24 protein-coding genes and 2 riboswitches are annotated in these 24,718 nt (G+C 68.0%); of the genes, 13 read left to right on the top strand and 11 right to left on the bottom strand.

Annotated features, from left to right (window positions below; all coding sequences use genetic code 11):
• The first annotated feature begins 46 nt into the window (after positions 1-46).
• The 5 genes from EXE63_RS08365 to EXE63_RS08345 are packed head-to-tail and all read left to right on the top strand — an operon-like array spanning position 47 to position 4,560.
• Positions 47-2,626: an ATP-binding protein gene (locus EXE63_RS08365; protein WP_168145470.1), complete on the top strand. Its 2,580-nt coding sequence runs from the start codon at positions 47-49 to the stop codon at positions 2,624-2,626.
• Positions 2,619-3,020, top strand: coding sequence for a roadblock/LC7 domain-containing protein (locus EXE63_RS08360; protein WP_168141559.1), 402 nt, complete (start codon positions 2,619-2,621; stop codon positions 3,018-3,020). The genes EXE63_RS08365 and EXE63_RS08360 overlap by 8 nt, the downstream gene beginning before the upstream one ends.
• Before the next feature lie 7 nt (positions 3,021-3,027).
• On the top strand, positions 3,028-3,414 hold the full coding sequence (locus EXE63_RS08355) for a DUF742 domain-containing protein (RefSeq protein WP_168141558.1): 387 nt from the start codon (positions 3,028-3,030) through the stop codon (positions 3,412-3,414).
• A complete protein-coding gene (locus tag EXE63_RS08350; protein ID WP_168141557.1) occupies positions 3,395-4,003 on the top strand; it encodes a GTP-binding protein in 609 nt (202 codons plus the stop codon). Before EXE63_RS08355 ends, EXE63_RS08350 begins: the two co-directional genes overlap by 20 nt.
• Positions 4,000-4,560: a pentapeptide repeat-containing protein gene (locus EXE63_RS08345; RefSeq protein WP_168141556.1), complete on the top strand. Its 561-nt coding sequence runs from the start codon at positions 4,000-4,002 to the stop codon at positions 4,558-4,560. The genes EXE63_RS08350 and EXE63_RS08345 overlap by 4 nt, the downstream gene beginning before the upstream one ends.
• 62 nt (positions 4,561-4,622) lie before the next feature.
• On the opposite strand, the gene EXE63_RS08340 is transcribed toward EXE63_RS08345, so the two are convergent.
• Both EXE63_RS08340 and EXE63_RS08335 read right to left on the bottom strand, forming a co-directional pair.
• Complete coding sequence (locus EXE63_RS08340) at positions 4,623-7,235, bottom strand: ATP-binding cassette domain-containing protein (protein WP_168141555.1); 2,613 nt, start codon at positions 7,233-7,235, stop codon at positions 4,623-4,625.
• 87 nt (positions 7,236-7,322) lie between these two features.
• On the bottom strand, positions 7,323-8,546 hold the full coding sequence (locus tag EXE63_RS08335) for an NADH:flavin oxidoreductase (RefSeq protein ID WP_168141554.1): 1,224 nt from the start codon (positions 8,544-8,546) through the stop codon (positions 7,323-7,325).
• A gap of 28 nt (positions 8,547-8,574) precedes the next feature.
• On the opposite strand from EXE63_RS08335, the gene EXE63_RS08330 reads away from it, so the two are divergent.
• Both EXE63_RS08330 and EXE63_RS08325 read left to right on the top strand, forming a co-directional pair.
• Positions 8,575-9,420, top strand: coding sequence for a bifunctional methylenetetrahydrofolate dehydrogenase/methenyltetrahydrofolate cyclohydrolase (locus EXE63_RS08330; RefSeq protein ID WP_168145469.1), 846 nt, complete (start codon positions 8,575-8,577; stop codon positions 9,418-9,420).
• Positions 9,420-9,713 carry a DUF3017 domain-containing protein gene (locus tag EXE63_RS08325; protein ID WP_168141553.1) on the top strand — a complete coding sequence of 98 codons (294 nt, stop codon included), beginning with the start codon at positions 9,420-9,422 and terminating at the stop codon, positions 9,711-9,713. Before EXE63_RS08330 ends, EXE63_RS08325 begins: the two co-directional genes overlap by 1 nt.
• A 1-nt stretch (position 9,714) precedes the next feature.
• Here EXE63_RS08325 and EXE63_RS08320 read toward each other — a convergent pair whose 3' ends face one another.
• The 4 genes from EXE63_RS08320 to EXE63_RS08305 all read right to left on the bottom strand — a co-directional run bounded on the left by EXE63_RS08320 (position 9,715) and on the right by EXE63_RS08305 (position 13,460).
• Positions 9,715-10,182, bottom strand: coding sequence for a DUF4383 domain-containing protein (locus EXE63_RS08320; RefSeq protein ID WP_168141552.1), 468 nt, complete (start codon positions 10,180-10,182; stop codon positions 9,715-9,717).
• 78 nt (positions 10,183-10,260) lie between these two features.
• A complete protein-coding gene (locus tag EXE63_RS08315; protein ID WP_168141551.1) occupies positions 10,261-10,992 on the bottom strand; it encodes a class I SAM-dependent methyltransferase in 732 nt (243 codons plus the stop codon).
• Positions 10,989-12,116: a homoserine O-acetyltransferase MetX gene (metX, locus tag EXE63_RS08310; RefSeq protein WP_168141550.1), complete on the bottom strand. Its 1,128-nt coding sequence runs from the start codon at positions 12,114-12,116 to the stop codon at positions 10,989-10,991. The genes EXE63_RS08315 and metX overlap by 4 nt, the downstream gene beginning before the upstream one ends.
• 9 nt (positions 12,117-12,125) lie before the next feature.
• A complete protein-coding gene (locus EXE63_RS08305; protein WP_168141549.1) occupies positions 12,126-13,460 on the bottom strand; it encodes a bifunctional o-acetylhomoserine/o-acetylserine sulfhydrylase in 1,335 nt (444 codons plus the stop codon).
• 41 nt (positions 13,461-13,501) lie between these two features.
• A riboswitch (SAM riboswitch) is annotated at positions 13,502-13,621 on the bottom strand.
• A gap of 265 nt (positions 13,622-13,886) precedes the next feature.
• Between EXE63_RS08305 and EXE63_RS08300 the strand changes: the two genes are divergently transcribed.
• Positions 13,887-16,121 carry an NADP-dependent isocitrate dehydrogenase gene (locus tag EXE63_RS08300; protein ID WP_168141548.1) on the top strand — a complete coding sequence of 745 codons (2,235 nt, stop codon included), beginning with the start codon at positions 13,887-13,889 and terminating at the stop codon, positions 16,119-16,121.
• A gap of 25 nt (positions 16,122-16,146) precedes the next feature.
• On the opposite strand, the gene EXE63_RS08295 is transcribed toward EXE63_RS08300, so the two are convergent.
• Positions 16,147-16,986, bottom strand: a complete 840-nt coding sequence (locus EXE63_RS08295; protein ID WP_168141547.1) for an epoxide hydrolase EphH — start codon at positions 16,984-16,986, stop codon at positions 16,147-16,149.
• 102 nt (positions 16,987-17,088) lie between these two features.
• Here EXE63_RS08295 and EXE63_RS08290 point away from each other — a divergent pair, with 102 nt between their 5' ends.
• Entirely contained in the window at positions 17,089-17,889 is an 801-nt protein-coding gene (locus EXE63_RS08290; protein ID WP_168141546.1) for an exodeoxyribonuclease III, read from the top strand.
• On the opposite strand, the gene EXE63_RS08285 is transcribed toward EXE63_RS08290, so the two are convergent.
• Complete coding sequence (locus EXE63_RS08285; protein WP_168141545.1) at positions 17,859-18,500, bottom strand: TIGR03086 family metal-binding protein; 642 nt, start codon at positions 18,498-18,500, stop codon at positions 17,859-17,861. The genes EXE63_RS08290 and EXE63_RS08285 overlap by 31 nt on opposite strands.
• A gap of 78 nt (positions 18,501-18,578) precedes the next feature.
• On the opposite strand from EXE63_RS08285, the gene EXE63_RS08280 reads away from it, so the two are divergent.
• Positions 18,579-18,974: a MarR family winged helix-turn-helix transcriptional regulator gene (locus tag EXE63_RS08280; protein WP_168145468.1), complete on the top strand. Its 396-nt coding sequence runs from the start codon at positions 18,579-18,581 to the stop codon at positions 18,972-18,974.
• Positions 18,975-18,976: 2 nt separating this feature from the next.
• Here EXE63_RS08280 and EXE63_RS08275 read toward each other — a convergent pair whose 3' ends face one another.
• Positions 18,977-19,939, bottom strand: a complete 963-nt coding sequence (locus EXE63_RS08275) for an esterase/lipase family protein (protein WP_210000380.1) — start codon at positions 19,937-19,939, stop codon at positions 18,977-18,979.
• Positions 19,940-20,063: 124 nt separating this feature from the next.
• Between EXE63_RS08275 and trpS the strand changes: the two genes are divergently transcribed.
• Positions 20,064-21,089, top strand: a complete 1,026-nt coding sequence (trpS, locus tag EXE63_RS08270; protein ID WP_168141543.1) for a tryptophan--tRNA ligase — start codon at positions 20,064-20,066, stop codon at positions 21,087-21,089.
• Between the two features lie 21 nt (positions 21,090-21,110).
• Positions 21,111-22,166 carry an inner membrane protein YhjD gene (gene yhjD, locus EXE63_RS08265; RefSeq protein WP_168141542.1) on the top strand — a complete coding sequence of 352 codons (1,056 nt, stop codon included), beginning with the start codon at positions 21,111-21,113 and terminating at the stop codon, positions 22,164-22,166.
• Here the strand turns inward: yhjD and EXE63_RS08260 are convergent.
• Entirely contained in the window at positions 22,163-22,480 is a 318-nt protein-coding gene (locus EXE63_RS08260; protein ID WP_168141541.1) for a DMT family transporter, read from the bottom strand. The genes yhjD and EXE63_RS08260 overlap by 4 nt on opposite strands.
• A 12-nt stretch (positions 22,481-22,492) precedes the next feature.
• Positions 22,493-22,557, bottom strand: a riboswitch (guanidine-III (ykkC-III) riboswitch).
• A gap of 61 nt (positions 22,558-22,618) precedes the next feature.
• Between EXE63_RS08260 and EXE63_RS08255 the strand changes: the two genes are divergently transcribed.
• Positions 22,619-23,479, top strand: a complete 861-nt coding sequence (locus tag EXE63_RS08255; protein ID WP_168141540.1) for a nitronate monooxygenase — start codon at positions 22,619-22,621, stop codon at positions 23,477-23,479.
• On the opposite strand, the gene EXE63_RS08250 is transcribed toward EXE63_RS08255, so the two are convergent.
• Positions 23,467-24,666 (bottom strand): D-alanyl-D-alanine carboxypeptidase family protein, encoded by a 1,200-nt coding sequence (locus tag EXE63_RS08250; protein ID WP_272955800.1) that lies wholly within the window; start codon positions 24,664-24,666, stop codon positions 23,467-23,469. The two genes, EXE63_RS08255 and EXE63_RS08250, sit on opposite strands and share 13 nt — an antisense overlap.
• Positions 24,667-24,718 lie beyond the last annotated feature (52 nt).

The following is a 24,718-nucleotide window of genomic DNA, read 5'->3' as shown; positions in this document are numbered from 1 at the left end:
GGGCAAAAGCAGGAAGTATATGAACACCAACGTTGTGCGGATTCCGATGACGGCCCATGCCGCGCCGCCGGATACGTCTGTGCGCGACGAATTCGACAGTGCGGCAGCGCAAGCCGTGAAAAGGCCGTCGCGCTGGGCGTTGGGCAACTGGCCCGTCGGCTGGAAAGTGTTTGCCATCGTGCTGGTTCCGCTGGCTCTGGCCGCGACATTCGGTGGGCTGCGCATCTACTCCGGTTTCACCGACGCCGCCGATCTGCGGCTGGCGGCCGACCGCGCCGACATGGTGCCCGCCGTCGTCGAGTACATGGCCGCGCTCGATACCGCCGTCCTGGCCGGCAGCGCCGGCGGCGATGCCCAGGCCGCGTTGAGCGAGTTCGACACCGCCCGCCAGGCACTGCAACGCCAACTCGACGAAACCGACGTGCTGCCCGACGTGGACAGCGGCGTCACCGCGATTCTCCAGGGCGGCCAGGACCTGGTGAACAAGGTGGGCTCCAACTCGATCGGCCTGCGCGACAGGGTCACCACCTACGCACCCATCCTGCTGACCGCAGAGGACGCCATCAACGGATCGGTGCGCGTCGATGACGCACAGATCCGCAGCGAGACGCTCGGGCTGTCCCGGGCGGTCGGTGCCCGCGGGCAGATGATGATGCAGCAGCTGCTGGTCAACCTCGGTGGCGAAGTGCCCGAACCCGAACTGCGCACCTCGATGAACACCGTCGCCGGTACCGAACCGTCCACGCTGTTCGGCATGAGCCAGATTCTCGGCGTCGGCTCGGACGAGGCCAAGGAACTGCAAGAGCAGTTCATCCGCCGGATGGCGATCATGGCCAACCCGACGGCGGTTCTGGTGAACAATCCGGAGCTCAGCCAGTCCATCGCCGCCACCAACGACATCGCCGACGCCGTCATCTCCGAGGCCACGACGTCGGTGACCACGACCGTGGGTGCGCAGGCCGACGCGCAACGCAGCACCGCCATCCGAGACGCAGTGATCGTGCTCGCGGTGATCCTGATCGCCCTGCTGATCGTGGCGCTGGTCGCGCGGTCACTGGTCCGGCCGCTGCGCCGGCTGCGGGACAGTGCGCTCAAGGTCGCCCACACCGAACTCGTCCGCGAACTCGAACAGGTACGCACCGGGGGAGACCCCGGCCCGATCCGCCCGATCCCGGTGCACACCACCGAGGAGGTCGGGCAGGTCGCGCACGCGGTCGACGAACTGCACGAGCAGGCCGTCCTGCTGGCCGGCGAGCAGGCCCGGTTGCAGATGCAGGTCAGCGATATGTTCGAGACCCTGTCGCGGCGCAGCCGATCGTTGGTGGATCAGCAGCTGACGCTCATCGACCAGCTCGAACGCGATGAGGAAGACCCGCAACGCCTGGACAGTCTGTTCCGGCTGGACCACCTGGCCGCCCGGATGCGCCGCAACGGCGCCAACCTGCTGGTGCTCGCCGGAACCAAGGTCACCCGCGAGCACGCTGAGCCGGTACCGGTCTCCGCGGTGGTCAACGCCGCGGCCTCCGAGGTCGAGGAATACACCCGGGTCGTCACCGATGTCGTCGCCGACTGCGATATCAGCGGCACGGTGGCCGCCGACCTGGTGCACGTGCTTGCCGAGCTGATGGACAATGCGCTGCGCTATTCGCCGCCGGAGGCGCAGGTGCGGGTGTCGGCGGTGCGCACCGGGAACGGTGCACTCGTCATCGAGGTCGCCGACTCGGGCCTGGGCATGGCCGAACCCGATCTGCGGGTGGCCAACACCCGTCTGCAGTCCGGTGGCGAAGTCACCCCGTACACGGCACGGCACATGGGCCTGTTCGTCGTCGGCCGACTGGCCGGCCAGCACGGACTGGTGGTTCGGTTGCGCAGTACCGTTGCCGGAGAAGCGCATTCGGGCACCACGGCCGGGGTGTACGTGCCCGAGGAGCTGCTCGCCGGCGTGCTGCCGACGCCGGTCTTCACCGGTTTCCAGCCGGCCCCGGTGGCCGAGGTGCAGCAGTTCGTGCCGGTACAGCCCGAACCCTCCTATCTGGAGCCGGTCGCCGAGTCCCGCGAGCAGGCCCCGGTATCCGGCTTGCCGCAACGCAATCCGGGTGCCAGCGGGTTCCGTATGGAGCCGGCCGAGGCGGAAGCGGAGCATTGGCCCACCGAGCCGACACCGGTGCAGACGCCACCAGAGTTGCCGATCCGGACCCCCGCGCCGGCGGACACCTCGGCGTATTTCGCCGCGCGTCCCCAGCGACAAGCCGAGCCGGCGGGCTCGGAATCCTCCGATGACGCCATCTATCAGAAGATGTTGTCGGAGTGGCTGGTCGATCCGACCGATCTGGGCGCCAGCACCGACCTGGACTGGAAATCGGTGTGGGATCACGGCTGGTCGGCGGCGGCCTCTGCCGAGGATGCACCGGTCACCGAACACACCGCCGAGGGCCTGCCGGTCCGCCGGCCCGGGGAACGACTCGTGCCAGGGGCAGGTGATGACGTCGCCCCGGTACCATCGGAGCCTGCCGACCCCGGCCCGCGGCCGGATCCCGCCGCGGTACGAGCCAGCCTCAGCAGCCACTTCGGTGGGGTGCATGCCGGTCGGTCGCACACCCGCGACACCGGAGGATCCCATGAGTGACACTCGCGAAACACTCGACTGGCTGGTCGCCAAGTTCGCCCGCGAGGTTTCCGGAGTCTCGCACGCCGTGCTGGTCTCCGCCGATGGCCTGCTGATGGCCGCCAGTGAGCACATGCCGACCGAACGCGCCGATCAGCTTGCCGCGGTCGCCTCGGGACTGGCCAGTCTGTCGACGGGAGCGGCGCAGCTCTTCGAGGGTGGCCACGTCATGCAGTCCATTGTCGAGATGGAGAACGGCTATCTGTTGTTGATGCGCGTGGGTGACGGATCCAACCTCGCCACCCTGGCGACCCGGTCCTGCGATATCGGCCAGATCGGCTATGAGATGGCCATTCTGGTGGAGCAGGTGGGCAACGTCGTCCAGTCCGCACGGCGTAGCCGCCAACGCACCTGAGGCTGCGATGGAGCCGCCGCCAGATGCCTGGGAATCCGCCGACCCTGCGGATGTGCCGAGCATGGTGCGGCCCTACCGGCTGACCGCCGGACGCACCGATTCCGCCGTGCAGCTGCCGCTGGAGGCACCGATCAGGACGCTGGACACCGCACCGGCAGCCGGGTGGCCGGGTGGCGATGTGCGGGCACGCATCCTGGTCCTCGGAAGGGGCAGTCCGTCGGTCGCGGAGATCGCGGCGCGTTTGTCCTTACCGCTCGGTGTGGCGCGTGTGCTGATCGGTGACCTCGTTTCCGAGGGGTATCTTCGGGTACACACGACACTGGTCGATACGGCCTCCGCCGACGAACGTCGTGAACTGATCGGGAGGACTCTGCGTGGCCTTCGGGCACTTTGAGACGCCTTCGGCGTCGGCTGGGCAGTCTGAGACAGCTGGGCACTCCGAGCGGCCAGGGGCGACGAAGATCGTCATCTCCGGCGGGTTCGGCTCCGGCAAGACCACATTCGTCGGCGCGGTCTCGGAAATCATGCCGCTGCGCACCGAGGCGCTGGTGACCACCGCATCGGCCGGTGTCGACGGGCTCGACGCCACCCCGCACAAGAACACCACCACGGTGGCGATGGACTTCGGACGCATCACCCTGGCCGAGGATCTGGTGCTCTACCTGTTCGGCACTCCCGGTCAGCGCCGCTTCTGGTTCATGTGGGACGACCTGATCCGCGGCGCGATCGGCGCCGTCATCCTCGTCGACATCCGGCGCCTGCAGGACAGTTTCGCCGCCATCGACTTCTTCGAGGCCCGCAAACTCCCGTTCCTCATCGCGATCAACGAGTTCGACGGGGCGCCACGACATCCGGAGACCGCCGTGCGGCAGGCGCTGGCGCTGCGCGAGGACATCCCGATCGTCACCGTCGATGCCCGCGACCGGAATTCCGCACGCGCAGCGCTGATCGCGATCGCCGAGTACGCCCTGGCCGCGGTGTGAGCGAAGACCAGGTCTGGGTGGACCGTGAGTTCACCGGACACGACTTCCGCGATGACGACCTGAGCCGGCTGCGCACCGAGCGGGTGGTGTTCGACGAATGCGATTTCAGCGGTGTCGACCTGACCGAGTCCGTGCATCTCGGGTCGGCCTTCCGCAACTGCACCTTCCGCCGGGCCGCGCTGCTGCACAGCACGTTCCGGCAGTGCAGCCTGCTGGGGTCGGTGTTCACCGAGACCCGGCTGCGGCCGCTTCGGTTTGTCGAGGTCGACCTGTCGCTCAGCGTGCTCGGTGGGTGTGACCTACGCACCGTCGACCTGTCGGACTGCCGGTTGCGTGAGGCGAACCTGGTCGGCGCGGACCTGCGCAAGGCGGTGCTGCAGCGCGCGGACCTGAGCGGCGCGCGGGTGCAGGACGCCAAGTTCGACGAGGCCGATCTGCGTGGCGCGCGGACCGACCCGACCTTCTGGACGACGGCCAAAGTACGGGGCGCGCGCATCAACATCGAGCAGGCGCTGGCCTACGCCGCGGCCCACGGGCTGAACGTCCACGGCGAATAGCGCAGCGGTTTGAGGAGTCTCCGTCGGAATGACTCCGACAAACACTCCACAAACCGCAGTGATCAGCCGGCCTTGAGGCGAATCTTGAAGCGCACGAAGGTCAGGTAGCCCACGCTCAGCAGCGCCAGCATGCCCATGTCGAACCACCATGCCGACGCGGTGTGCTCCCAGTGCGAGTCCTTGGGCGTCAGCGGGCCGGGCACCAGCTTGGTGATGTCCACCGTGGACGCCGACGCTGCGTAACCCCAGCGCGCCGGGGTGAACCAGGACAGCTGATCGAGCACGATGCGGTCGGTCACCGGGATCATGCCCCCGGAGAACACCAGCTGGCTCATCACCGCGACCACCAGCAGCGGCATGATCTGCTCACTGGACTTGGCCAGCGCCGAGAGCGCCAAGCCGACCATCGCGGCGGTCACCGTCGTTGCCGCCATCACCAGGAACAGCTCGGCTGTCGGCGGCAGGAAGGACACCGACCCCTGGGTCGGGCCGCCCTTGCCGGCAACCGCGATGGCGGTGACGATCGAGGACTGGATGATGGCGAACACCGCGTAGATGCACACCTTGGCCATCAGGTACGCCGTCGTCGACAACCCGACGGCCTGTTCGCGGCGGAAGATGGCGCGCTCACCGATCAGGTCGCGGACCGTCAGCGCGGTGCCCATGAAGATGGCACCGACGTTGAGCAGCACCAGCATCTGGCCGGGTTCGTTGGGGGCGTCGCCCATCGGGTCCGGGATGCCGAAGCCGACGGTGCCCGGCACCGACAGCGACAGCACACCCATGATGAACGGCAGCACCGCCAGGAACGCGAAGTAGCCGCGATCGGAGATGATCAGCCGCATCTGGCGTCGCGCGATGGTGGAGAACTGCCGCCGCACACTGGTTTTCGCGGGCTTGCCGAGATCAGCAGGCTGTGAGGAGGCCTCGGCCTGCGGCGGCGGGCCACTGCGGGACAGGTAGCTCTGATGGGAGGCGTCGGGGTCACCGGCGACCGAGGAGAAGATATCGGCCCAGTTGGTGGTGCCCAGTTCCGGGCCGATCTGGCTCGGCGGACCGTAGAACGCCGTCTTGCCGCCCGGCGCCAGCAGCAGCACCTGATCGCAGACGTCGAGGTAGGTCAGCGAGTGCGTCACCACCAGCACCACGCGGCCGGCGTCGGCGAGCTGGCGCAGCATCGTCATCACCTGGCGGTCCAGCGCCGGGTCCAGGCCCGAGGTCGGCTCGTCCAGGATCAGCAGCGACGGGCCGGTCAGCAGCTCGAGTGCCACCGAGGCCCGCTTGCGCTGACCGCCGGAGAGCTTGTCCACCCGGGTCTCCAGGTGCTGGGTCATCTCGAGTTCCTCGAGGACCTGCAGGACCACCCGCTCGCGGTCCTCGTTGGTGGTGTCCGGTGGCAGCCGCAGCTCGGCGGCGTACATCAGCGCCTGCTTGACGGTCAGCTGGCCGTGCACCACATCGTCCTGGGGGACCATGCCGATCCGGGAGCGCAGCGAGGCGTACTCGGCGTGAATGTCGTGGCCCTCGAAGGACACCCGGCCGTCGGTCGGATGCGTCAGACCGGCGACCTGTTTGGCGAACGTCGACTTACCGGCGCCCGACGGGCCGATGATCGCGGTCAGCGTGCCCGGCCGCGCGTCGATGGAGATGTTGTTCAGCAGCGTCTTGTTGCCCTCGATGGTCCACGTCAGGCCGCGGACCTCCAGACCACCGGTGCGGGTGGCGGCCTGGGTCTCCGAGCCGCGGACCAGCGTCCCGCCGGTGAACACCAGGTCGACGTTGCCGATGGTGACCACATCGCCCTCGCGCAGCAACGCGTCGTCGACGCGGGCACCGTTGACGAAGGTGCCGTTGATGCTGCGGTTGTCCAGGATCTCGGTGCCACCGGGGCCGGAAACCAGGGTGGCGTGGTGCCGTGAGGCCAGGACGTCGGGGATGACGATGTCGTTGTCGGTGGCGCGACCGATCTTGATCCCGCCCGGGGGCACCTCGGGTGCCTTCCCCGGACGCAGGATCTTCAGCATGCTGGTCGCGAGATTGTTCTCCGACGGGCGCGGCACGGCGGTCGGACCCATGGCGGTCTGCGACGGGTCGGCCGGCGGGATGTAGGCCGGCTGTGAGCGCGCGACCGGCGGTGGCGGATAGGCCGGTTGCGGCGCGCTGGGCTGGTAGGCCTGCTGGCCTGTCGGCTGGTACGGCTGCGGCGCCGACGGATAGCGCGGCGGGTTCTGCGCCGGTGCGCCGCCGGTCGGCCACGCCGGCGGAGCGGGCTGGATCGGTGCCTGGGTCGGCCAAGAGGCGCTGGGCCTGGGGCCGGTGGGGGTCGGGACCGCGGCGGTCGGCGGGGGACTGCCCACCGAGCCCTGATGGCGCCCGACCTCGAAGGCCAGTTGCGGGCCGTCCGGGTTACCGACGTTGAGGAGCTGGCCGTCGACGATGTCGAGGGTCGGCACCCGCTGGCCGTTGAGGTACATGCCGTTGAGGCTGCCGTTGTCGATGGCGATCCACCGGCCCTGATCGAAGCGCAGCACCAGGTGCGCGCGGGAGATCAGCGGGTGGGCGATACGGACATCGGCACGCAGATCGCGGCCGACGACGACGTCGTTGCCTGCGGAGAAGGTGCGTGCGGACCCCTCGTATCGAACGGTCAGCGCGGGCGTTCCGGGGCGGCTCATCGGGAACAACTGTATCGGTTGGGCGAAGCGGTGTGCCGGGCTGCAAGGGCGTTGTTGCCGATCTGAGGCGTTCTCGGCGCAGGATCGTCAGACGGTCAGAGTGTCCGGAGCGCCGGTGACCACGCAATGGGTGTGGGTGTAGATCGTCGGCATGCATTTGTTGCAGTGGGTGCACAGCGCTTTGACCGTATGGGCGTCCCCGTCGGCCTTGATGCGGTTGATCAGGTCGGGTTCGGCCAACAGCGCACGGCCCATCGCGACGAACTCGAATCCCTCGGCCATCGCCAGATCCATGGTCTCGCGGTTGGTGATACCGCCAAGCAGGATCAGGGGCAGCGACAGCTCGGCCCGGAACTGGCGGGCGTGCCGCAGCAGGTAGGCCTCCCGGTACGGGTATTCGCGCAGGAACTTCTTGCCCGTCATCCGCATGCCCCAGCTGATCGGGGGTTTGAACGCGCCGGCGAACTCCTTGAGCGGCGCGTCACCGTGGAACAGGTACATCGGGTTGACCAGGGAACTGCCCGCCGTCAGCTCGATGGCGTCGAGCCCGCCGTCATCTTGTAGCCACCTGGCGGTCTGCAGGGATTCGTCGATCGGGATGCCGCCGCGCACCCCGTCGGTCATCGTCAGCTTGGCGGTGACCGCGATCTTCTTGGCCCCGTGCGTGTCGACGGCGTCGCGCACCGCCCGCACCAGCCCGCGCGCGACCTTGGCGCGGTTCTCCAGCGAGCCGCCGAACTCATCGGTGCGCCGGTTGAGCATCGGGCTGAGGAACGAACTGGCCAGATAGTTGTGCCCGAGGTGGATCTCCACCGCGTCGAATCCGGCGTCGATGGCCAGCCGCGCGGCGTCGGCGTGCGCCGCGGTGACCGCGCGGATGTCCTCAAGGGTGGCCCTGCGGGCGAACCGCATGGAGAGCGGATTGAAGAACCGCACCGGGGCCAGGGCCGGGGCCTTGTTGGTCTTGGCGTTGGCGACCGGGCCGGCGTGGCCGATCTGGGCGCTGATCGCGGCACCCTCGGCGTGCACGGCGTCGGTGAGCCGGCGCAGTCCGGGCAGCGCCTCCGGCCGCATCCACAGCTGCCAGCCGTCGGTGCGCCCGCCCGGGGTGACGGCACAGTAGGCGACCGTCGTCATGCCCACACCGCCTGCGGCGGGGAGCTGGTGGTACTTGATCAGATCATCGGTGACCAGCGCATTCGGCGTGGACGCCTCGAAGGTGGCGGCCTTGATGATGCGGTTGCGCAGCGTCACCGGACCGAGTTTGGCTTCGCCGAACACGTCAGTGAACACTCCGGGCTGGATGTTCATACCGGGCGAGCCTGCCACAATGACCTACGTGGCAGCGACGACTTTGGACGGTAAGTCCACCCGCGACGAAATTCTCGACGATCTCAAGGGGCGGGTGGCCACCCTGACGGCCGCCGGCCGCACCCCGGGACTGGGCACCATCCTGGTCGGCGACGACCCGGGGTCGCAGGCCTACGTGCGCGGCAAGCACGCCGACTGCGCGAAGGTGGGGATCAACTCGATCCGTCGTGACCTGCCCGCCGATATCAGCCAGGCCACCCTGGACGAGACGATCGACGAACTCAACGCCAACCCCGAATGCACCGGCTACATCGTGCAGCTGCCGCTGCCCAAGCACCTCGACGAGAACGCGGCCCTGGAGCGCATCGACCCGGACAAGGACGCCGACGGTCTGCACCCCACCAACCTGGGTCGGCTGGTGCTGGGCAAGGAAGCGCCGCTGCCCTGCACGCCGCGCGGCATCGTGCACCTGCTGCGTCGTTTCGACGTGCCGATCGCCGGCGCGCACGTGGTGGTCATCGGCCGCGGAGTCACGGTCGGCCGCCCGCTCGGCCTGCTGCTCACCCGTCGCTCGGAGAATGCCACGGTCACGTTGTGCCACACCGGAACCCGCGATCTGGCTGAGCTGACCCGGCAGGCGGACATCATCGTGGCTGCGGTCGGGGTGCCCTATATGGTCACCGCCGACATGGTGAAACCCGGTGCTGCCGTGGTGGATGTCGGCGTCAGCCGGGTCGAGGGCAAGCTCACCGGTGACGTGGCGCCCGACGTCTGGGATGTCGCCGGTCACGTGTCGCCGAACCCCGGCGGGGTGGGCCCGTTGACCCGGGCGTTCCTGCTGACCAACGTGGTGGAGCGCGCGGAGCGCGCCTAGTGACACCAAAGGAGTTCGCCCGCAAGGTCTTTGCCGGTCAGTGGCCGATCCTGCTGGTCGGCCTGATACTCCTGGCCGCACTGGGGCTGGTGATCACCGGCTACTGGCGCCGCGGTGCGCTCGTCATCGGAATCGCGGTGGGAGTGGCGGCCGCCCTGCGGCTGGCCCTCTCCGACGACCGCGCCGGCCTGTTGGTGATCCGTTCCCGCACCATCGATTTTGCCACGACCGCGACCGTCAGCGCGGCGATGCTCTACATCGCATGGACGATCGACCCGCTGGGCACGTCCTGACTCAGGATTGGTCGGGCTGAATCGCCATGCGCCCCAGCGTCACCCCCGAGGCGATCATGGCGACCGCCAAACCGAGATGCAGCCAGTTGTCGGCAGCGTTGACGGGCACGACGTTCAGCGGGCCGTGGTGATCGATCGCCACCCCGTAGAGCCACAGCGCCGCGTACACGGCTCCACCCCAGAGCAGATACGCCTTGGCCGACGCCGCGGTCCGGGCGAGAATCAGGCCGGCGAGCCCGAACGCCAGGTGCACGACGTTGTGCAGGATCGACACCGCGAAAACTCCGAGCAGCAGCGCGCCGGAGTGCTGACCGGCCCAGCTCAGTTCGTCGAAGTGACTGGTGATACCCGGGATGAAGCCCGCGACCCCGAACACCAGGAACACCGCCCCGATCACCATGGCGGCGATCTGCACCACGGGGGCGGTGCCTCCGGCTGCGGCAAGACGGTCTCGGTCACGCTTGGTCATCGCGGGCCTCTCGTCGTTCACCGTCTAGTACCCATTCGGCGGCACGAATATTCCGGCGCCGGCATCGATGACGCCAGCTCAGGGCAGCGTCGCCCGGATTCCGACCGTGATGTAGGGCAGCGCCAAACCGGTGCTGTTGGCCAGCGCCGGATGAGTGGCCAGCAGTTCGCGGACCTTCTCCAGTGTGCGGGTGCGCACCTCGGTGGGCGAGGTGATGCAGTAGCTACGGGACGCCACCAGATCGATGAGTGCCTGCGGGGTCAGGTAGCTGGTCCATTCCACCCGGTTGCGTTCCACATCGGTGAACGGCGTATCCAGCGTCACCTCGTCGCTGAGTGGGTCGTGCTCGTGCCCGATGATGGTGCCGAGATCCTTGACCCAGCCCATCCGCTCGTCGCGGGTGTTCCACACCAGCCCGAGCCGGCCGCCGGGGCGTAACACCCGGGCGATCTCCTGCGCGGCGCGTTTCGGGTCGAACCAGTGCCAGGCCTGGGCCACCAGCACGGAGTCGACGCTGTTGTCCGGCAACGGAATCTCCTCGGCCGTACCCAGCAGCGCCGGGGTCTGCGGCAGCGAGTGGCTGAGGACTTCCAACATCTCGGGAATCGGGTCCACGGCCACCACGTCCAGGCCGCGCTCGACGAGCCGCACGGTCAGCTTGCCGGTCCCCGCGCCGAGGTCCAGCACGCGCTGCGCGCCGCTCGGCAACAGCCAGTCGATGGCCTCCGGCGGGTAGGACGGCCGCCCGCGTTCGTAGGCGGCGGCTTCCTCGCCGAAGGACAGGGATCCCTGCTTGTTCGACGGGCTCACCGGGACGCGATCTCCAGGGTCTGCCGGATCAGCGGAGCCACCGCCTCGGTCTCCACCAGGAACCCGTCGTGGCCATAGATCGAATCGACGACCTTCAGTTCGGCGCAGCCGGGCAGCAGGTCGGCCAGTTCCTGCTGCTGGCGCAGCGGGTACAGCCGGTCGGAGGTGATGCCCGCGACGAGCACCGGCACCGGGCATCCGGCCAGCGCAGCCTCCACGCCGCCGCGGTCGCGGCCGACATCGTGGCTGCTCAGTGCGTCGGTGAGCGCGACGTAGGTGCCGGCGTCGAACCGGGACACCAGCTTGCCGCCCTGATGTTCCAGGTAGCTCTGCACGGCGTAGCGCCCACCGTTGGTGGGGTCCTCGTCGCCCTGGGCGTCATTGCCGAACCGGGAGTCCAGCTCGGCCTCGCCGCGGTAGGTGAGGTGCGCGACGCGTCGCGCGATCTCCAGACCCGCGGCCGGGCCGCGGCCGGTGTCGTAGTAGTCGCCGCCGTTCCAGTCCGGGTCGGCCTTGATCGCGGCAACCTGGGTGCTCTGGGTGCCGATCTGATCGGCGGTGGCGCGTGCGCCGACCGCCAGGATCAGGCCGGCGCGGACGGTGTCGGGGTGCCCGACGATCCACTCCAGCGCCCGTGCACCGCCCATCGATCCGCCGATCACCGCGGCCACCTCGGTGATCCCGAGCGCGGCCAGCGCGGCGAGATCGGCATTCACCTGATCGCGGATGGTGATCGCCGGGAACCTTGAGCCCCAGGGCTTTCCGTCGGGTGCGATCGAGCTGGGCCCGGTCGAGCCGCGGCAGCCGCCGAGCGCATTGGTGGCGATGGCGCACCAGCGGTCGGTGTCGATCGTCGCGCCGGGCCCGGCCACGCCGTCCCACCAGCCCGGTGTCGGATGGTCGGGGCCCGCCGGACCGGTGATGTGCGAATCGCCGGTGAGTGCGTGCAGCACCATGACGACGTTGTCGCGTTCGCGGTTCAGCTCGCCCCAGCGTTGCACCGCGATCGATACATCGTCGAGGACCACGCCGCTTTCCAGCGTCAGGGCGCCGATGTGGACGACCCCGAGCTCACCTTCTGCGGGCAGAGTCGGCACGTCGCTCAGTATGTCGAAGATGGTCATCGGGCCGCCTCACACCGACGCGACACTCTGGCCGGCACCGGCGAAGGCCTGGGCCGCGGCGAACCCCCGGTCCAGGTCGGCCAGGATGTCGTCGATCCCCTCGATGCCCACCGCGAGGCGCACCAGCCCGGGCGTGACGCCGGTGGTGAGCTGTTCCTCGGCAGTCAGCTGCTGATGGGTGGTGGAGGCCGGGTGGATGACCAGCGACCGCACGTCGCCGATATTGGCGACATGGCTGTGCAGGGTCAGCGCGTTGACGAAGGCCTTTCCGGCTTCGATGCCCCCGGCCAGTTCGAAGGCCAGCACCGCGCCGGTGCCCTTGGGGGCAATTTTGCGGCCCAGCTCATACCAGGGTGAGGTGGGCAGGCCGGCGTAGTTCACCGACACGACGTCCTCGCGTCCGGACAGGTATTCGGCGACCCGCTGGGCGTTGGCGACGTGCCGTTCGATGCGCAACGACAAGGTTTCCAGGCCCTGGGCGATGAGGAAGGCATTGAACGGTGCCAGCGCCGATCCCAGATCGCGCAGCAGCTGCACGCGCGCCTTGAGCGCATACGCGGGCGGGCCGAGCTCGGAGAACACCACACCGTGATAGCTCGGGTCCGGCTCGGTGAAACCGGGGTGACGGCCCTGGGTCCAGTCGAAGGTGCCGCTGTCGACGATGACGCCCGCGATCGCGGTGCCGTGACCGCCGAGGTACTTGGTCGCGGAGTGCACCACGATGTCGGCACCGTGGGCGATCGGCTGGATCAGGTACGGGGTGGCGATGGTGTTGTCGACGATCAGTGGGATGCCCTGCTCATGAGCCACGCCCGAGACGCCGGGGATGTCGAGGATGTCGATCTGGGGGTTGGAGATGGTCTCGGCGAAGAACGCTTTGGTGTTGGGCCGGATCGCGGCGCGCCAGGACTCCAGGTCATCGGGGTTCTCCACGAAGCTGACCTCGATACCGAGCTTGGGCAGCGTGTAGTGGAACAGGTTGTAGGTGCCGCCGTAGAGCCGCGGGCTCGACACGATGTGATCCCCGGCGCCGGCCAGGTTCAGGATCGCGAACGTCTCGGCGGCCTGCCCGGAGGACAGGAACAGCGCTGCGACACCGCCCTCGAGGGCCGCCACCCGCTGCTCGATGACATCGGTGGTCGGATTCATGATCCGGGTGTAGATGTTGCCAGGCTCGGCCAGCCCGAACAGCGCGGCCGCATGGTCGGTATCGCGGAACGTGTAGGACGTGGTCTGGTAGATCGGCAGTGCCCGGGCGCTGGTCGCCGTGTCGGGGGTCTGGCCGGCGTGTACCTGCTTGGTCTCGAACGACCACGTGGCGGTGGGATCTTCTGGCGTGCTCACGGGAACGAACCTCCATCTGTGTCTGGGGGCCCGTCAGTGCGGACCCGCGCTTGCCGGCAGTCGCCATTCGACTGCTCAACCTGGTCTTCACCCGGAGCACCCCACCGCGGTTGGAGGGTTGCCGGCCAGCAAGCCGGGGCTAGATGCTGGCACTCATGACCGATATGAAGCCTAGCTCACGACGTTGACCCGATGCCACCTGGTTATCGGAGGTGTCGCGCGGCCACAAAAATAGCTACTGGCCAGTAGTCAAAGCTGACCCCTCGCCGGTTCGTCGGCCCTTGTAGTGTTGCCGGTGAGGGCAGCCTGGGACCGTCGTGAGAACGGCCGCGGGCGGCCCGCTGGTGCGAGAGCGCCTCTGCTCAATCAATCACGGCAGAAACGACTTTCGCTGCATCTGACACGACAGTGACGCCGGGAGTACACATGAGCGCCGAGCATCCGACCATCATCTACACGTTGACCGACGAGGCGCCGCTGTTGGCGACCTACGCCTTCCTGCCGATCATCCGGACCTTCGCCGACGCCGCCGGGATCGACGTCAAGACCAGTGACATCTCCGTGGCGGCGCGCATCCTGGCCGAGTTCAGTGACCGCCTGTCCGATGAGCAGAAGGTGCCGGACAACCTCGCCGAACTCGGCGAGCTGACCCAGGATCCGGCCGCCAACATCATCAAGCTGCCCAACATCAGTGCGTCGGTGCCCCAGTTGCTGGCCGCCATCAAGGAACTCAAGGAGAAGGGGTACGACCTCCCCGACTTCCCCGGAGACCCGAAGACCGACGAAGAGAAGCAGATCAAGGAGCGGTACTCCAAGATCCTCGGCAGCGCGGTGAACCCGGTGTTGCGCGAGGGCAACTCCGACCGCCGCGCCCCCAAGGCCGTCAAGGAGTACGCCCGCAAGCATCCGCACAGCATGGGCAAGTGGTCGCAGGCGTCACGCACCCACGTGGCGACCATGAAGGACGGCGACTTCTACCACGGCGAAAAGTCGCTGACGGTGGACAAGGACCGCAAGGTCAAGATGGTGCTGGAGACCTCGGCGGGCGAAACCGTGCTCAAACCCGAGGTGAAGCTCGACGCCGGCGATGTGATCGACAGCATGTACATGAGCAAGAAGGCGCTCATCGAGTTCTACGAGGAGCAGATCGAGGACGCCTACAAGACGGGTGTGATGTTCTCCCTGCACGTCAAGGCGACCATGATGAAGGTCAGCCACCCCATCGTGTTCGGTCACGCGGTGAAGGTGTTCTACAAGGACGCGTTCGCCAAGCACGAGAAGCTGTTCGACGAGCTGGGCGTGAACGTCAACAACGGTCTTTCGGATCTGTACGGCAAGATCGAGTCGTTGCCGGCCTCGCAGCGTGAAGAGATCATCAACGACCTGCACGCGTGTCACGAGCATCGCCCCGAACTCGCCATGGTCGATTCGGCGAAGGGCATCTCCAACTTCCATTCGCCGTCCGATGTCATCGTGGATGCGTCGATGCCCGCGATGATCCGCCTCGGCGGCAAGATGTACGGCGCCGACGGACGCACCAAGGACACCAAGGCGGTGAACCCGGAGTCGACCTTCTCGCGGATGTATCAGGAGATGATCAACTTCTGTAAGACGCACGGCCAGTTCGATCCCACCACCATGGGCACCGTGCCGAACGTCGGACTGATGGCGCAGAAGGCCGAGGAATACGGCAGCCACGACAAGACCTTTGAGATCGCCGAGGCCGGGGTCGCCAAGATCGTCGACATCGATTCCGGTGAGGTGCTGCTGAGCCAGGAGGTCGAAGAAGGCGATATCTGGCGCATGCCGATCGTCAAGGACGCCGCGATCCGCGACTGGGTGAAGCTTGCGGTCAACCGCGCCCGGCAGTCCGGCATGACGACGGTGTTCTGGCTCGACGACGAGCGTCCGCACGAGAACGAGCTGCGCAAGAAGGTCAAGGAGTACCTCAAGGACGAGGACACCGAGGGCCTGGACATCACGATCCTGCCGCAGGTGTGGGCCATGCGGTACACGCTGGAGCGGGTGATCCGCGGGCAGGACACCATCGCCGCGACCGGCAACATCCTGCGTGACTACCTCACCGACCTGTTCCCGATCCTGGAGCTGGGCACCAGCGCGAAGATGCTCTCGGTCGTGCCGCTGATGGCCGGTGGCGGACTGTATGAGACCGGAGCCGGCGGCTCGGCGCCCAAGCACGTCAGCCAGCTGGTCGAGGAGAACCACCTGCGCTGGGATTCGCTGGGTGAGTTCCTCGCCATCGGCGCCAGCCTGGAGGATCTCGGCAGCAAGACCGATAATGCCAAGGCCAAGCTGCTCGGTGAGACGCTGGACACCGCGGTCGGAAAGCTGTTGAACGAGAACAAGAATCCGTCGCGCAAGGCCGGCGAGTTGGACAACCGCGGTAGCCAGTTCTACCTGTCCATGTACTGGGCGCAGGCGCTGGCCGAGCAGACCGAGGACAAGGGGCTCGCCGAGCACTTCGCGCCGCTGGCCAAGGCGCTGGCGGAGAACGAGGACGCCATCATCGCCGAGCTCAACGAGGTTCAGGGCGGGCACGCCGATATCGGTGGCTACTACTACCCGGACCCGGAGAAGCTCGCCGCGGTCATGCGTCCTTCCAAGACGTTCAACGCCGCGCTGGAGTCCGCCAAGAGCTGACCTGGCGCCCGCACGGGTAGCGGCGTCAGCCCGCCGGTGGCGCCTCGCGTTCGGGCTCGGTGTGCTGATCGGCGAATTCGGCGATCAGTTCGGTGATCTGGCCGGGCGCCTCCAGCATCGGGATGTGGCCCAGTCCCGGCAGGCGGGTCACCTTTGCGTCGGTCGGCAGGTTCTCGATGAAGTACTTCGTTCCGCGCGGGCTCGGGAACACCCGGTCCTTCTCGCACAGCACCAGGTGTGTCGGCACGCCCACCTGGGCCAGTTCCAGCAGGCCCGGCAGGCGCAACGTCTTGATGAGCAACTGGATGTAGGCCGTGCAGTGCGTGGCATCCTCGACGAGGGCGACCAGGTCCGCGCGGCTGGGTCCGTCGGCGGGCCCGCTCACCGGCAGGGTGGCGATCCGGGTGCCGTACGGCAGGTCCAGGATGCGCGGCCCGAGCAGGCGGGCGGCGATCAGGGCCGGGCCGCCGGCCAGGAACTTCAGCACTGTCTCGTATTTGGTGGGGGAGTGCTGACTCCACCCGCCCGCCGGAGCGATGGCGGTCAGGGTGCGTGCCCGGCCGCGCCGCTCCAGTTCGAATGCCACCCAGCCGCCCAGTGAGTTGCCGACGATATGGGCGCTCTCCCAGCCGATCTGGTCCATCCGACGTTCGACATCGTCCACCAGTGCGGCTGTGTCCAGTAGCCATGTGCCCGCGCGGGAACCCCCGTTGTGACCGACCATGGTGGGTGCCAGCACCTCGAAGCGGCCGGTGTCGGCGAGTTGGTCGGCCACCGTGCGCCAGACGTTCTGCGAGCACAGGAACGGGTGCAGCATGAGGATCGGTTCACCCGATCCGCGGTGGATGGGTGCGCGTTGGGTCATAGCGCCCGACAGTATGGCGGTACCGCCGGTACCGCAAGGGGTCGCCGGTGGGCCGGGCCGGGGATCAACAGATGTCGGGGTCGTCCACTAGGGTCGTCCACCGTGATCGTCACCACCGTCAACGTCAACGGCATCCGCGCAGCGGTCAAACAGCGGTCCACGGAGAACCTCGGACTGCTGCCGTGGCTGAAGGACAGCACCGCCGACGTCGTCTGCCTGCAGGAGACCCGCGCCGATGACGAGCAGCTCGCCGAGGCGCTGGCGCCGGCGCTGGCCGACGGTTGGCATCTCGCCGCGGCCGAGCCGCATGTGAAGGGCCGCAACGGTGTTGCCGTGCTGTCCCGCGCACCCTTCGACGCGGTGCGCATCGGTCCGGGCTCCGAGGAGTTCGCCGAGCACGGCCGCTATATCGAGGTCGACACCGCAGGAGCCACGGTGGCCAGCGTGTACCTGCCCACCGGCGAGGCCGAGACCGAGCGCCAGCGGGAGAAGGAACGCTTCATGTCCGCGGTCGAGACCCGGATGGCCGCGCTGCTCGCGCAGGGCGACGATGCGGTGCTCTGCGGTGACTGGAACATCGCGCACACCGAGAGCGATATCAAGGCGTGGAAGGCCAATGTCAAGAAGGCGGGCTTCCTGCCCGCAGAGCGGCAGTGGCTGACCGATCTGATGTCGACCGGCTGGGTGGACGTGGTGCGCCGACTGCATCCCGACGTGGCGGGCCCATACAGTTGGTGGTCATGGCGCGGTAAGGCTTTCGACAATGACGCGGGCTGGCGTATCGACTACCACCTGGCCAGCCCGGGGCTGGCCGCCCGTGCGGTATCGGCGCGGGTGGAGCGGGCCGAGTTGTACGCGCTGCGCTGGTCCGATCACGCCCCGGTGACCGTCGAGTTCGCCTGAGCCGACCAGTCCGGCCGCCTGCCCAGGTGGGCCAGGAGCCGGCCGAGATCCGTGGTGCCGGCGGCCTCGACGGCGTGCCCGAACGGCGTATTCGCGGCGTCTCTGGACCCGTCGTCGGGGATCCCCAGCACGATCGGCAGCGCCGCGGCGACCACCTCGTCGGGCAGCTGGAACGGCAAGCCCAGGCTGGCGGCGACGTCCCAGCCGTGCACGACATAGTCCACGAAATGCATGGCCATCGCGATCGCGCCGGGAACCGTTGCGTCCGGACCGAATTCGGGTAGGGCGCACACGGCGTCGTCGATGCCGTCGGCGCTGAATGCGTCGAGCGCATCGCGGGCGGCGGCGGTGTAACTCCCCGCCGGGTCGGCCCGCACCTGCGCGCTGATCGTCTCGGGATCCCAGATTCGGGCGTCGGCGCCGTGGCCCCGCACCGACGCGGCGAACCCGCGGTGCTGAACGGTCATGTGCGCGAGCAGGTCGGCCACCGTCCACCCCGCGCACGGTGTCGGCAGATCCAGGTCGGATGCGGTGACGGCCTCGACGATGAAAACGGAGTGCAGGACGGCGGTTCGGTGGGAGGGTGCGATACCGGCAGAATTGATATGCATCAGCTTACGATAAGCTATAGCTTATGATTGAGCAACGCTTAGCATGTGGCGGTGCCGCGACGTCCCGACCTGGCGGCCATGCTCGCCCCGTTGCTGCGCGACATGGCCGCCGCCGAGCTGCCTGTGCTGGAGGCGCACGATCTCACCATGTGGGGCTACGTCGTGCTGTGCGCATTGGACGGCGGGCCGGTACGCACCCAGGCCGCCCTCGCCGAAGCGATCGGCGCCGACAAGACGCGCATCATCCGCACCCTCGATGACCTGCAGGACCGTGGCCATATCGAGCGTCAGGTCGATCCCGAGGACCGGCGGGTTCGCCTGCTGGCGATCACCGCGAAGGGGCAGAAGGTCAAGGATGCCGCCCAGTCGGACATCCAACGTGGCGAGGAACGGTGGCTGGGAGCCCTGAGCGCCGACGAGCGCCGCATCTTCCTCCGGGTGCTCGACCTGTGGACCCGCGCGGAAAACGATTGACCTCAGGAGTCCTCGACGGCGGCGTTCACGGTCTGAAGGACCCGGCGATCCCAGGTCAACCCGGTCTCCCAGGGCAGCCCGTTGGCGTCGGAGACGAAGATGCTGTGGGTGTCGTCGAAGGTGACTGTCCGGCGCTGCGGGAGCACCCGGTCGCTGATATCGGTCGCCAGCGCGCTGGAGGTCGCGACGAGGCCGTCGTTGGGCCACACGGCCGGATTCGGCGGTCCGGAGCCGTCCGGCGCGGTGAAGCGGTTGCCGCCGATCAGGGTGACCGGGATCTGGTCGAGCACGCCGGCCTGGTATTCGTTCCAGCCGTCGGGACCCATCAGATAAGCCTGGTTGACCTCGCGCCCTGACCCGGCCATCAGCCGCTCGACCTCGGTCTTCATCCCGTCCATCGCCGCCTCGCAGAAGGCGTCACCGAGGCAGTCCGATCTCGGGGTGATGCCGTTGGCGTAGTCGGAGAGATACGACCCCTGCCACGGGGTGCCGATGGTGGTCAGCGACCGGATCTGGATCGGGGAGCCGAGGCCCTGCAGCACCCTGATCGCCGCACGCGAGTACAGCCCGCCCATGGAATGGCCGACGATGTCGATTTCATCGACACCGTATGCGGTGTGCAAGTGGTCGAAAAAGCGGGCCAGGTGCTCACCGGCGGTATCGATACTGCCGGTGGAGTTGACGGTCATGTTCTCCGGCAGCGTGATCGGGCAATCTCCGAAAGCGCCGAACCCGTCCTGGTCCACGACCGGGCCGCGGCCGGCCATCGCAGGTGAGGTATAGACGGTATGGCCCTGTTCGAGCAGGTACTGGCGTAGCGCGGTATCGGTGTTGCCGGCCGCCAAACCCGATGCGCAGGCCACCGATGGGGTGGTGAACGGGCTCGTGGCGTCGCCGCCGGACACGATGACGACCGCGCGCCCATCGGATTCCGCTGCGGCAGTGGCAGTTCCGAAGCTGGGCATGGCGACAACGATAAGGCTCAGCAGGGCTGGGGAAAAGCGGCGCACGACGCCTCCGGTTAATTGACGAATGCGTAAACCATAGCGGGCGCGATGTGAAATGCGCGCATGACAAGATCGAGGCATCATGAGTGACTCCAGCAGCGCCGGTCGCCAGGTCGTGTTCTCCGGCGCACAGCCCACCTCGGATTCCCTGCACCTCGGTAACGCCCTCGGTGCGGTCAACCAGTGGGTCAGCCTGCAGAGCGACTACGACGCGTACTTCTGTGTCGTGGACCTGCACGCCATCACCGTCCCGCAGGATCCGGAGGTGCTGCGCAAGCGCACCCTGGTGACCGCTGCACAGTATCTCGCACTGGGCGTCGATCCGGCGAAGGCGACGGTGTTCGTCCAGAGCCACGTACCCGCCCACACCCAACTGGCTTGGGTGCTGGGGTGTTTCACCGGTTTCGGGCAGGCATCGCGGATGACGCAGTTCAAGGACAAGTCACAGAAGCAGGGGGCCGAGGCGACCACGGTCGGGTTGTTCACCTATCCGGTGCTGATGGCGGCCGATGTGCTGCTCTACGACACCGCGCTGGTGCCGGTCGGGGAGGACCAGCGCCAGCACCTGGAACTGGCCCGCGATATCGCCGAACGCATCAACGTCCGCCTTCCGGGCACCTTCGTCATTCCCGAGGCGATCATCCCCAAGGCCACCGCCAAGATCTATGACCTGCAGGACCCGACGGCCAAGATGAGCAAGTCCGCAGCCACCGACGCCGGCCTTATCAGCCTGCTCGACGATCCGAAGAAGACCGCCAAGAAGATCCGGTCGGCGGTGACCGACAGCGAGCGTGAGATCCGATTCGACCGCGAGGCCAAGCCCGGGGTGTCCAACCTGCTCACCATTCAGTCCGCGGTGACCGGCACCGATATCGACACGCTGGTGGCCGGTTACGCCGGACGCGGGTACGGCGATCTCAAGACCGAAACCGCGGATGCCGTGGTCGAATTCGTCACGCCGATCAAGGCACGTGTCGACGAACTGCTCGATGACCCGACCGAGCTGCAGGCGGTGCTGGCCACCGGGGCCGCGCGCGCCGACCGGGTCGCTTCAGCGACGTTGCAGCGGGTATATGACCGAATGGGATTCTTGTCGCCGACACGTTGACAGCCCGGAAAGGGACCACCGATGGCCGACCGCGAAGCGGTACCGACAGCCCCGTCCGAGCCGGACAAACCAGGTGTGATGGACCGGTTGCGCAATCGTTTCGCCTGGTTCAACCGCATCATGGTGGCGCAGGACCGGTACAACTACTGCAAGGGCGACTTCTACGCCGCCGGCATCACGTACTTCACCATCTTCGCGTTGTTCCCGCTGCTCATGGTCGGGTTCTCGATCGGTGGGTTCGTGCTGGCCAACCAGCCCGATCTGATGGCGGAGGTCGAGGAGCGCATCCGCTCCAGCGTCTCGGGTGACCTCGGGTCGCAACTTGTGGAGTTGATGGACTCGGCGATCGACTCGCGCGGCACCGTCGGCGTGATCGGGCTGCTCACCGCCGCCTGGGCCGGCCTGGGCTGGATGGCCAACCTGCGCGAAGCGCTGAGCCAGATGTGGGAGCAGCGGCACGCGCCCGGCGGATTCGTGTCCACAAAGCTGTCGGATCTGTTGTCGCTGGTCTCGGCGTTCGTGGCGCTGGCACTGACGATCGGCCTGACCGCGCTGAGCAAAGAGTCACCGATGACGGCGGTGCTGGGCTGGTTCGGGCTGCAGGATGTGCCGGGTCTCGGCGTCGGACTGCAGGTGGCGTCGTGGGTGTTCTCGCTCGGGGTCTCCTGGATGCTGTTCACCTGGATTATCGCCCGGCTGCCGCGCGAGTCGGTGAGCTTCCGGAGTTCGCTGCAGGCCGGTCTGATCGTGGCCGTGGCGTTCGAGGTGTTCAAGCAGGTGGCCTCGATCTACCTGCGCGCGGTGGTGACCGGGCCGGCCGGCGCCACCTTCGGTCCGGTGCTGGGGCTGATGGTGTTCGCCTACATCACCGCGCGACTGATCCTGTTCGCGACGGCCTGGGCGGCGACCGCTCCGGAGAACCTGGAGGCGGTGCCGGTCGAGCCGCCCGGCCCGGTCCGGATCAGTCCGCGGATCGAGGTGCGTGAGGGAGTCGGGATGTCAGGTGCCGTCGCAAGTTTCGCGGTGGGCGCGATCGGCGCACTCGGCTTGTCCCGGCTGTTGCGCTCACGTCGCTAGTGTCCGATCAGTTTGAGGCCGACGACGCAGCCGATGATGCCGAGGATCAGCGCCACCTTGATGACTGAGGCGCCCTCGGAGCCGGTGAACATCGCGTAGCCCACGGTGAGCGCGGCGCCGATACCCACCCAGATCGCGTAGCTGGTGCCGATGGGCAGCGAGCGCATGGCGAAGGCCAGGCCGGCCATCGAGAACATCAGCGCCACACCGAAAACCACCGACGGGGCCAGTTTGGTGAAGCCCTCGGACCTGCCGAGCGCGGTGGCCCACACGGCCTCCAGTACACCCGAGATCACCAGAATCAACCACGCCATGGCACACCCTCCGTGGCTCCGTCTTGTCGCTGGCCGGGTACGGTGCCGCCTCGTCCGGTGTCACATGGTGACATCTCGACGGTAGCAAACTCCGGTAGCGTCCCGGTGGTGTCATTGCTCACCACATGGTCTGCCGCAATGGGTCTCACCTACCCGGTGGTGAACGCGCCGATGGGAGGTGCGGCCGGTGGACGGCTGGCCGCCGCGGTGTCGCGGGCCGGCGGGCTGGGCATGATCGGCATGGGCAGCGCGGCGACCCCGGAGGTGTTGAGCCGCGAGCTCGCCGCGCTGGGTGGATGCGTCGGTCCGTTCGGTATCGGACTGGTGCACTGGGTGCTCTGCGAGCAGCCGGACCTGCTGGAGGTGGCCCTGTCCGCCCGGCCGGCGCTGCTGAGCGTCAGCTTCGGCGAGGACACCGAGGCGAGCGCAGCGACGGGAAATGGACCGGCCTGGGTGCAGGCCGCGCATGAGGCCGGGGTGGTTGCCGCGACGCAGGTCGCCACGGTGGACGACGCCGTCCGTGCGGCGGAATCCGGGGTGGACGTGCTGGTGGCCCGCGGCGCCGAGGGCGGCGGGCACGGCAAACCCGTGATGGGCACCCTGCCGCTGCTGACCGCGGTGCTCGACACCGTCGACGTTCCGGTGCTGGCCGCCGGTGGGATCGCCTCGCCACGCGGGGTGGCCGCAGTGCTGGCGGCCGGAGCCGCCGGGGCTTGGATCGGGACCGCGTTCGCCGCGTGTACCGAGGCGCTGACTTCCGATGATGCCCGCGCCGAACTGCTGGCCGGATCGCAGACCGAGCTGACCTCCGAGCACGACATCGCGGCCGGATACCGTTGGCCGGCCGGCATTCCGGAGCGGGTGCTGCGCGGGTCGCCGGTCAATGCCGGCCAAGGTGTGGGACAGCTGCGTGGTCCCGTCGACGCCGACGAACTCGTCGTCCAGCTCGGTGCGGGTGCGGCAGCGTTGTTGGGGCGCTGGGGCTCTCAGGCGCGCTGACGGTTCATCGAACGCGCAGCCATGATGAGCGCGAAGACGATGAGGACGCCGACGAATCCGACACCGACCCGCACCGGCAGCGCGTCGGCACTCGGCAGTGCGGTCGCGGCCACCGCCGTGGGATCAGGAGTCTTCTCCGGCTCAGGAGTGCTCAACGAGGGGTCGGGTTCGATCAGGGAACCGATCTTGGTGCCCGGCGCCGTCGCGAAGCCGTAGTCGAGCAGGCGGGCCGCCTGCTCCCACGGGGCGATCGGTACCCGGGTGCCCTTGAGCGTGACCGCCACCAGCCGTCGGCCGTCCCGCTCGGCGGCGCCGACGAACGTCTGCCCGGCGTCGTCGGTATAGCCGGTCTTGCCGCCGAGTGCGCCCGGGTAGTTCGACAGCAGCTTGACGTCGTTTTCCAGCTCGTAGGTCGGCCACTGATACTTCTGGGTGGCCACGATCTTCGCGAAAGTGTCGTTCTGCCAGGCGTACCGGTAGAACAGGCCGATGTCGTAGGCCGAGGTGCTCATCCCCGGGCCGTCCAGGCCCGACGGCGTCGCCGCACGGGTGTCGCGGGCGCCGAGCCGGCGGGCCAGGTTGTTGATCTTCTGCAGCGCGGTGTCCATTCCGCCGAGCTGGGCGGCCAGCGCGTGCGCGGCGTCGTTGCCGGAGACCATCAGCAGGCCGTGCAGCAGGTCGCTGACGGTGTAGCGCTCGCCGTTCTTCACGCCGACGCTGCTGCCCTCGGCGTTCTCGTCGGCTTCGCTGCCGGTGACCACACGGTTGATCGGCAGTTCCTGAATCGACGCCATCGCGGTGAGCACCTTGATCACGCTGGCGGGGCGATGCCGTCCGTGCGGATCCTTGGCGGCGATGATGTCGCCGGTGTCCAGGTCGGCAACCAGCCACGCCTCGGCCGACACGTCACCGGGCACCGGCGGGGTGTCGGGCGCGGTGATCAGCCCGCAACCGCCGAGTGCATCGCCACCGAGCGGGGTGGCGGGCACCGGTAGCGGCTGTGGCGGCGGACCCGCCTTGGGCACCTCCGAGTCATCGACCGCGGGCGGCGTGGTCACCTTGTAGGGGCAGGGATCCGGGCCCGGGTCTGCGCCGGCCAGCGGCGCTCCGACCAGCGCGGAGCCGGTCAGCATCAAGGTCGCCGTGACCGCACAAGCCACTCGGCGCAGCGAAACTTTGGAAGCCATCGTCTGTGCAGACTAGGAGATTCACGCCAGATTTCTGGGCCGCCACGCTGTG

Source organism: Mycolicibacterium frederiksbergense (assembly GCF_012223425.1).
GTDB classification, from domain to species: domain Bacteria; phylum Actinomycetota; class Actinomycetes; order Mycobacteriales; family Mycobacteriaceae; genus Mycobacterium; species Mycobacterium frederiksbergense.
The sequence above is the reverse complement of the archived record's forward strand: the minus strand, read 5'-3'. Positions and strand labels throughout refer to the sequence as shown.

Coding starts and splice junctions, on each gene's coding strand:
- EXE63_RS08365 (WP_168145470.1), top strand. CDS start 47: ATGACGGCCCATGCCGCGCCGCCGGATACGTCTGTGCGCGACGAATTC.
- EXE63_RS08285 (WP_168141545.1), bottom strand. CDS start 18,500: ATGCATATCAATTCTGCCGGTATCGCACCCTCCCACCGAACCGCCGTC.
- metX (WP_168141550.1), bottom strand. CDS start 12,116: ATGACCATCTTCGACATACTGAGCGACGTGCCGACTCTGCCCGCAGAA.
- EXE63_RS08360 (WP_168141559.1), top strand. CDS start 2,619: ATGAGTGACACTCGCGAAACACTCGACTGGCTGGTCGCCAAGTTCGCC.
- EXE63_RS08355 (WP_168141558.1), top strand. CDS start 3,028: ATGGAGCCGCCGCCAGATGCCTGGGAATCCGCCGACCCTGCGGATGTG.
- EXE63_RS08300 (WP_168141548.1), top strand. CDS start 13,887: ATGAGCGCCGAGCATCCGACCATCATCTACACGTTGACCGACGAGGCG.
- EXE63_RS08275 (WP_210000380.1), bottom strand. CDS start 19,939: ATGCCCAGCTTCGGAACTGCCACTGCCGCAGCGGAATCCGATGGGCGC.
- trpS (WP_168141543.1), top strand. CDS start 20,064: ATGAGTGACTCCAGCAGCGCCGGTCGCCAGGTCGTGTTCTCCGGCGCA.
- EXE63_RS08295 (WP_168141547.1), bottom strand. CDS start 16,986: ATGACCCAACGCGCACCCATCCACCGCGGATCGGGTGAACCGATCCTC.
- EXE63_RS08255 (WP_168141540.1), top strand. CDS start 22,619: ATGGGTCTCACCTACCCGGTGGTGAACGCGCCGATGGGAGGTGCGGCC.
- EXE63_RS08260 (WP_168141541.1), bottom strand. CDS start 22,480: ATGGCGTGGTTGATTCTGGTGATCTCGGGTGTACTGGAGGCCGTGTGG.
- EXE63_RS08335 (WP_168141554.1), bottom strand. CDS start 8,546: ATGAACATCCAGCCCGGAGTGTTCACTGACGTGTTCGGCGAAGCCAAA.
- EXE63_RS08280 (WP_168145468.1), top strand. CDS start 18,579: ATGCTCGCCCCGTTGCTGCGCGACATGGCCGCCGCCGAGCTGCCTGTG.
- EXE63_RS08320 (WP_168141552.1), bottom strand. CDS start 10,182: ATGACCAAGCGTGACCGAGACCGTCTTGCCGCAGCCGGAGGCACCGCC.
- yhjD (WP_168141542.1), top strand. CDS start 21,111: ATGGCCGACCGCGAAGCGGTACCGACAGCCCCGTCCGAGCCGGACAAA.
- EXE63_RS08340 (WP_168141555.1), bottom strand. CDS start 7,235: ATGAGCCGCCCCGGAACGCCCGCGCTGACCGTTCGATACGAGGGGTCC.
- EXE63_RS08250 (WP_272955800.1), bottom strand. CDS start 24,666: ATGGCTTCCAAAGTTTCGCTGCGCCGAGTGGCTTGTGCGGTCACGGCG.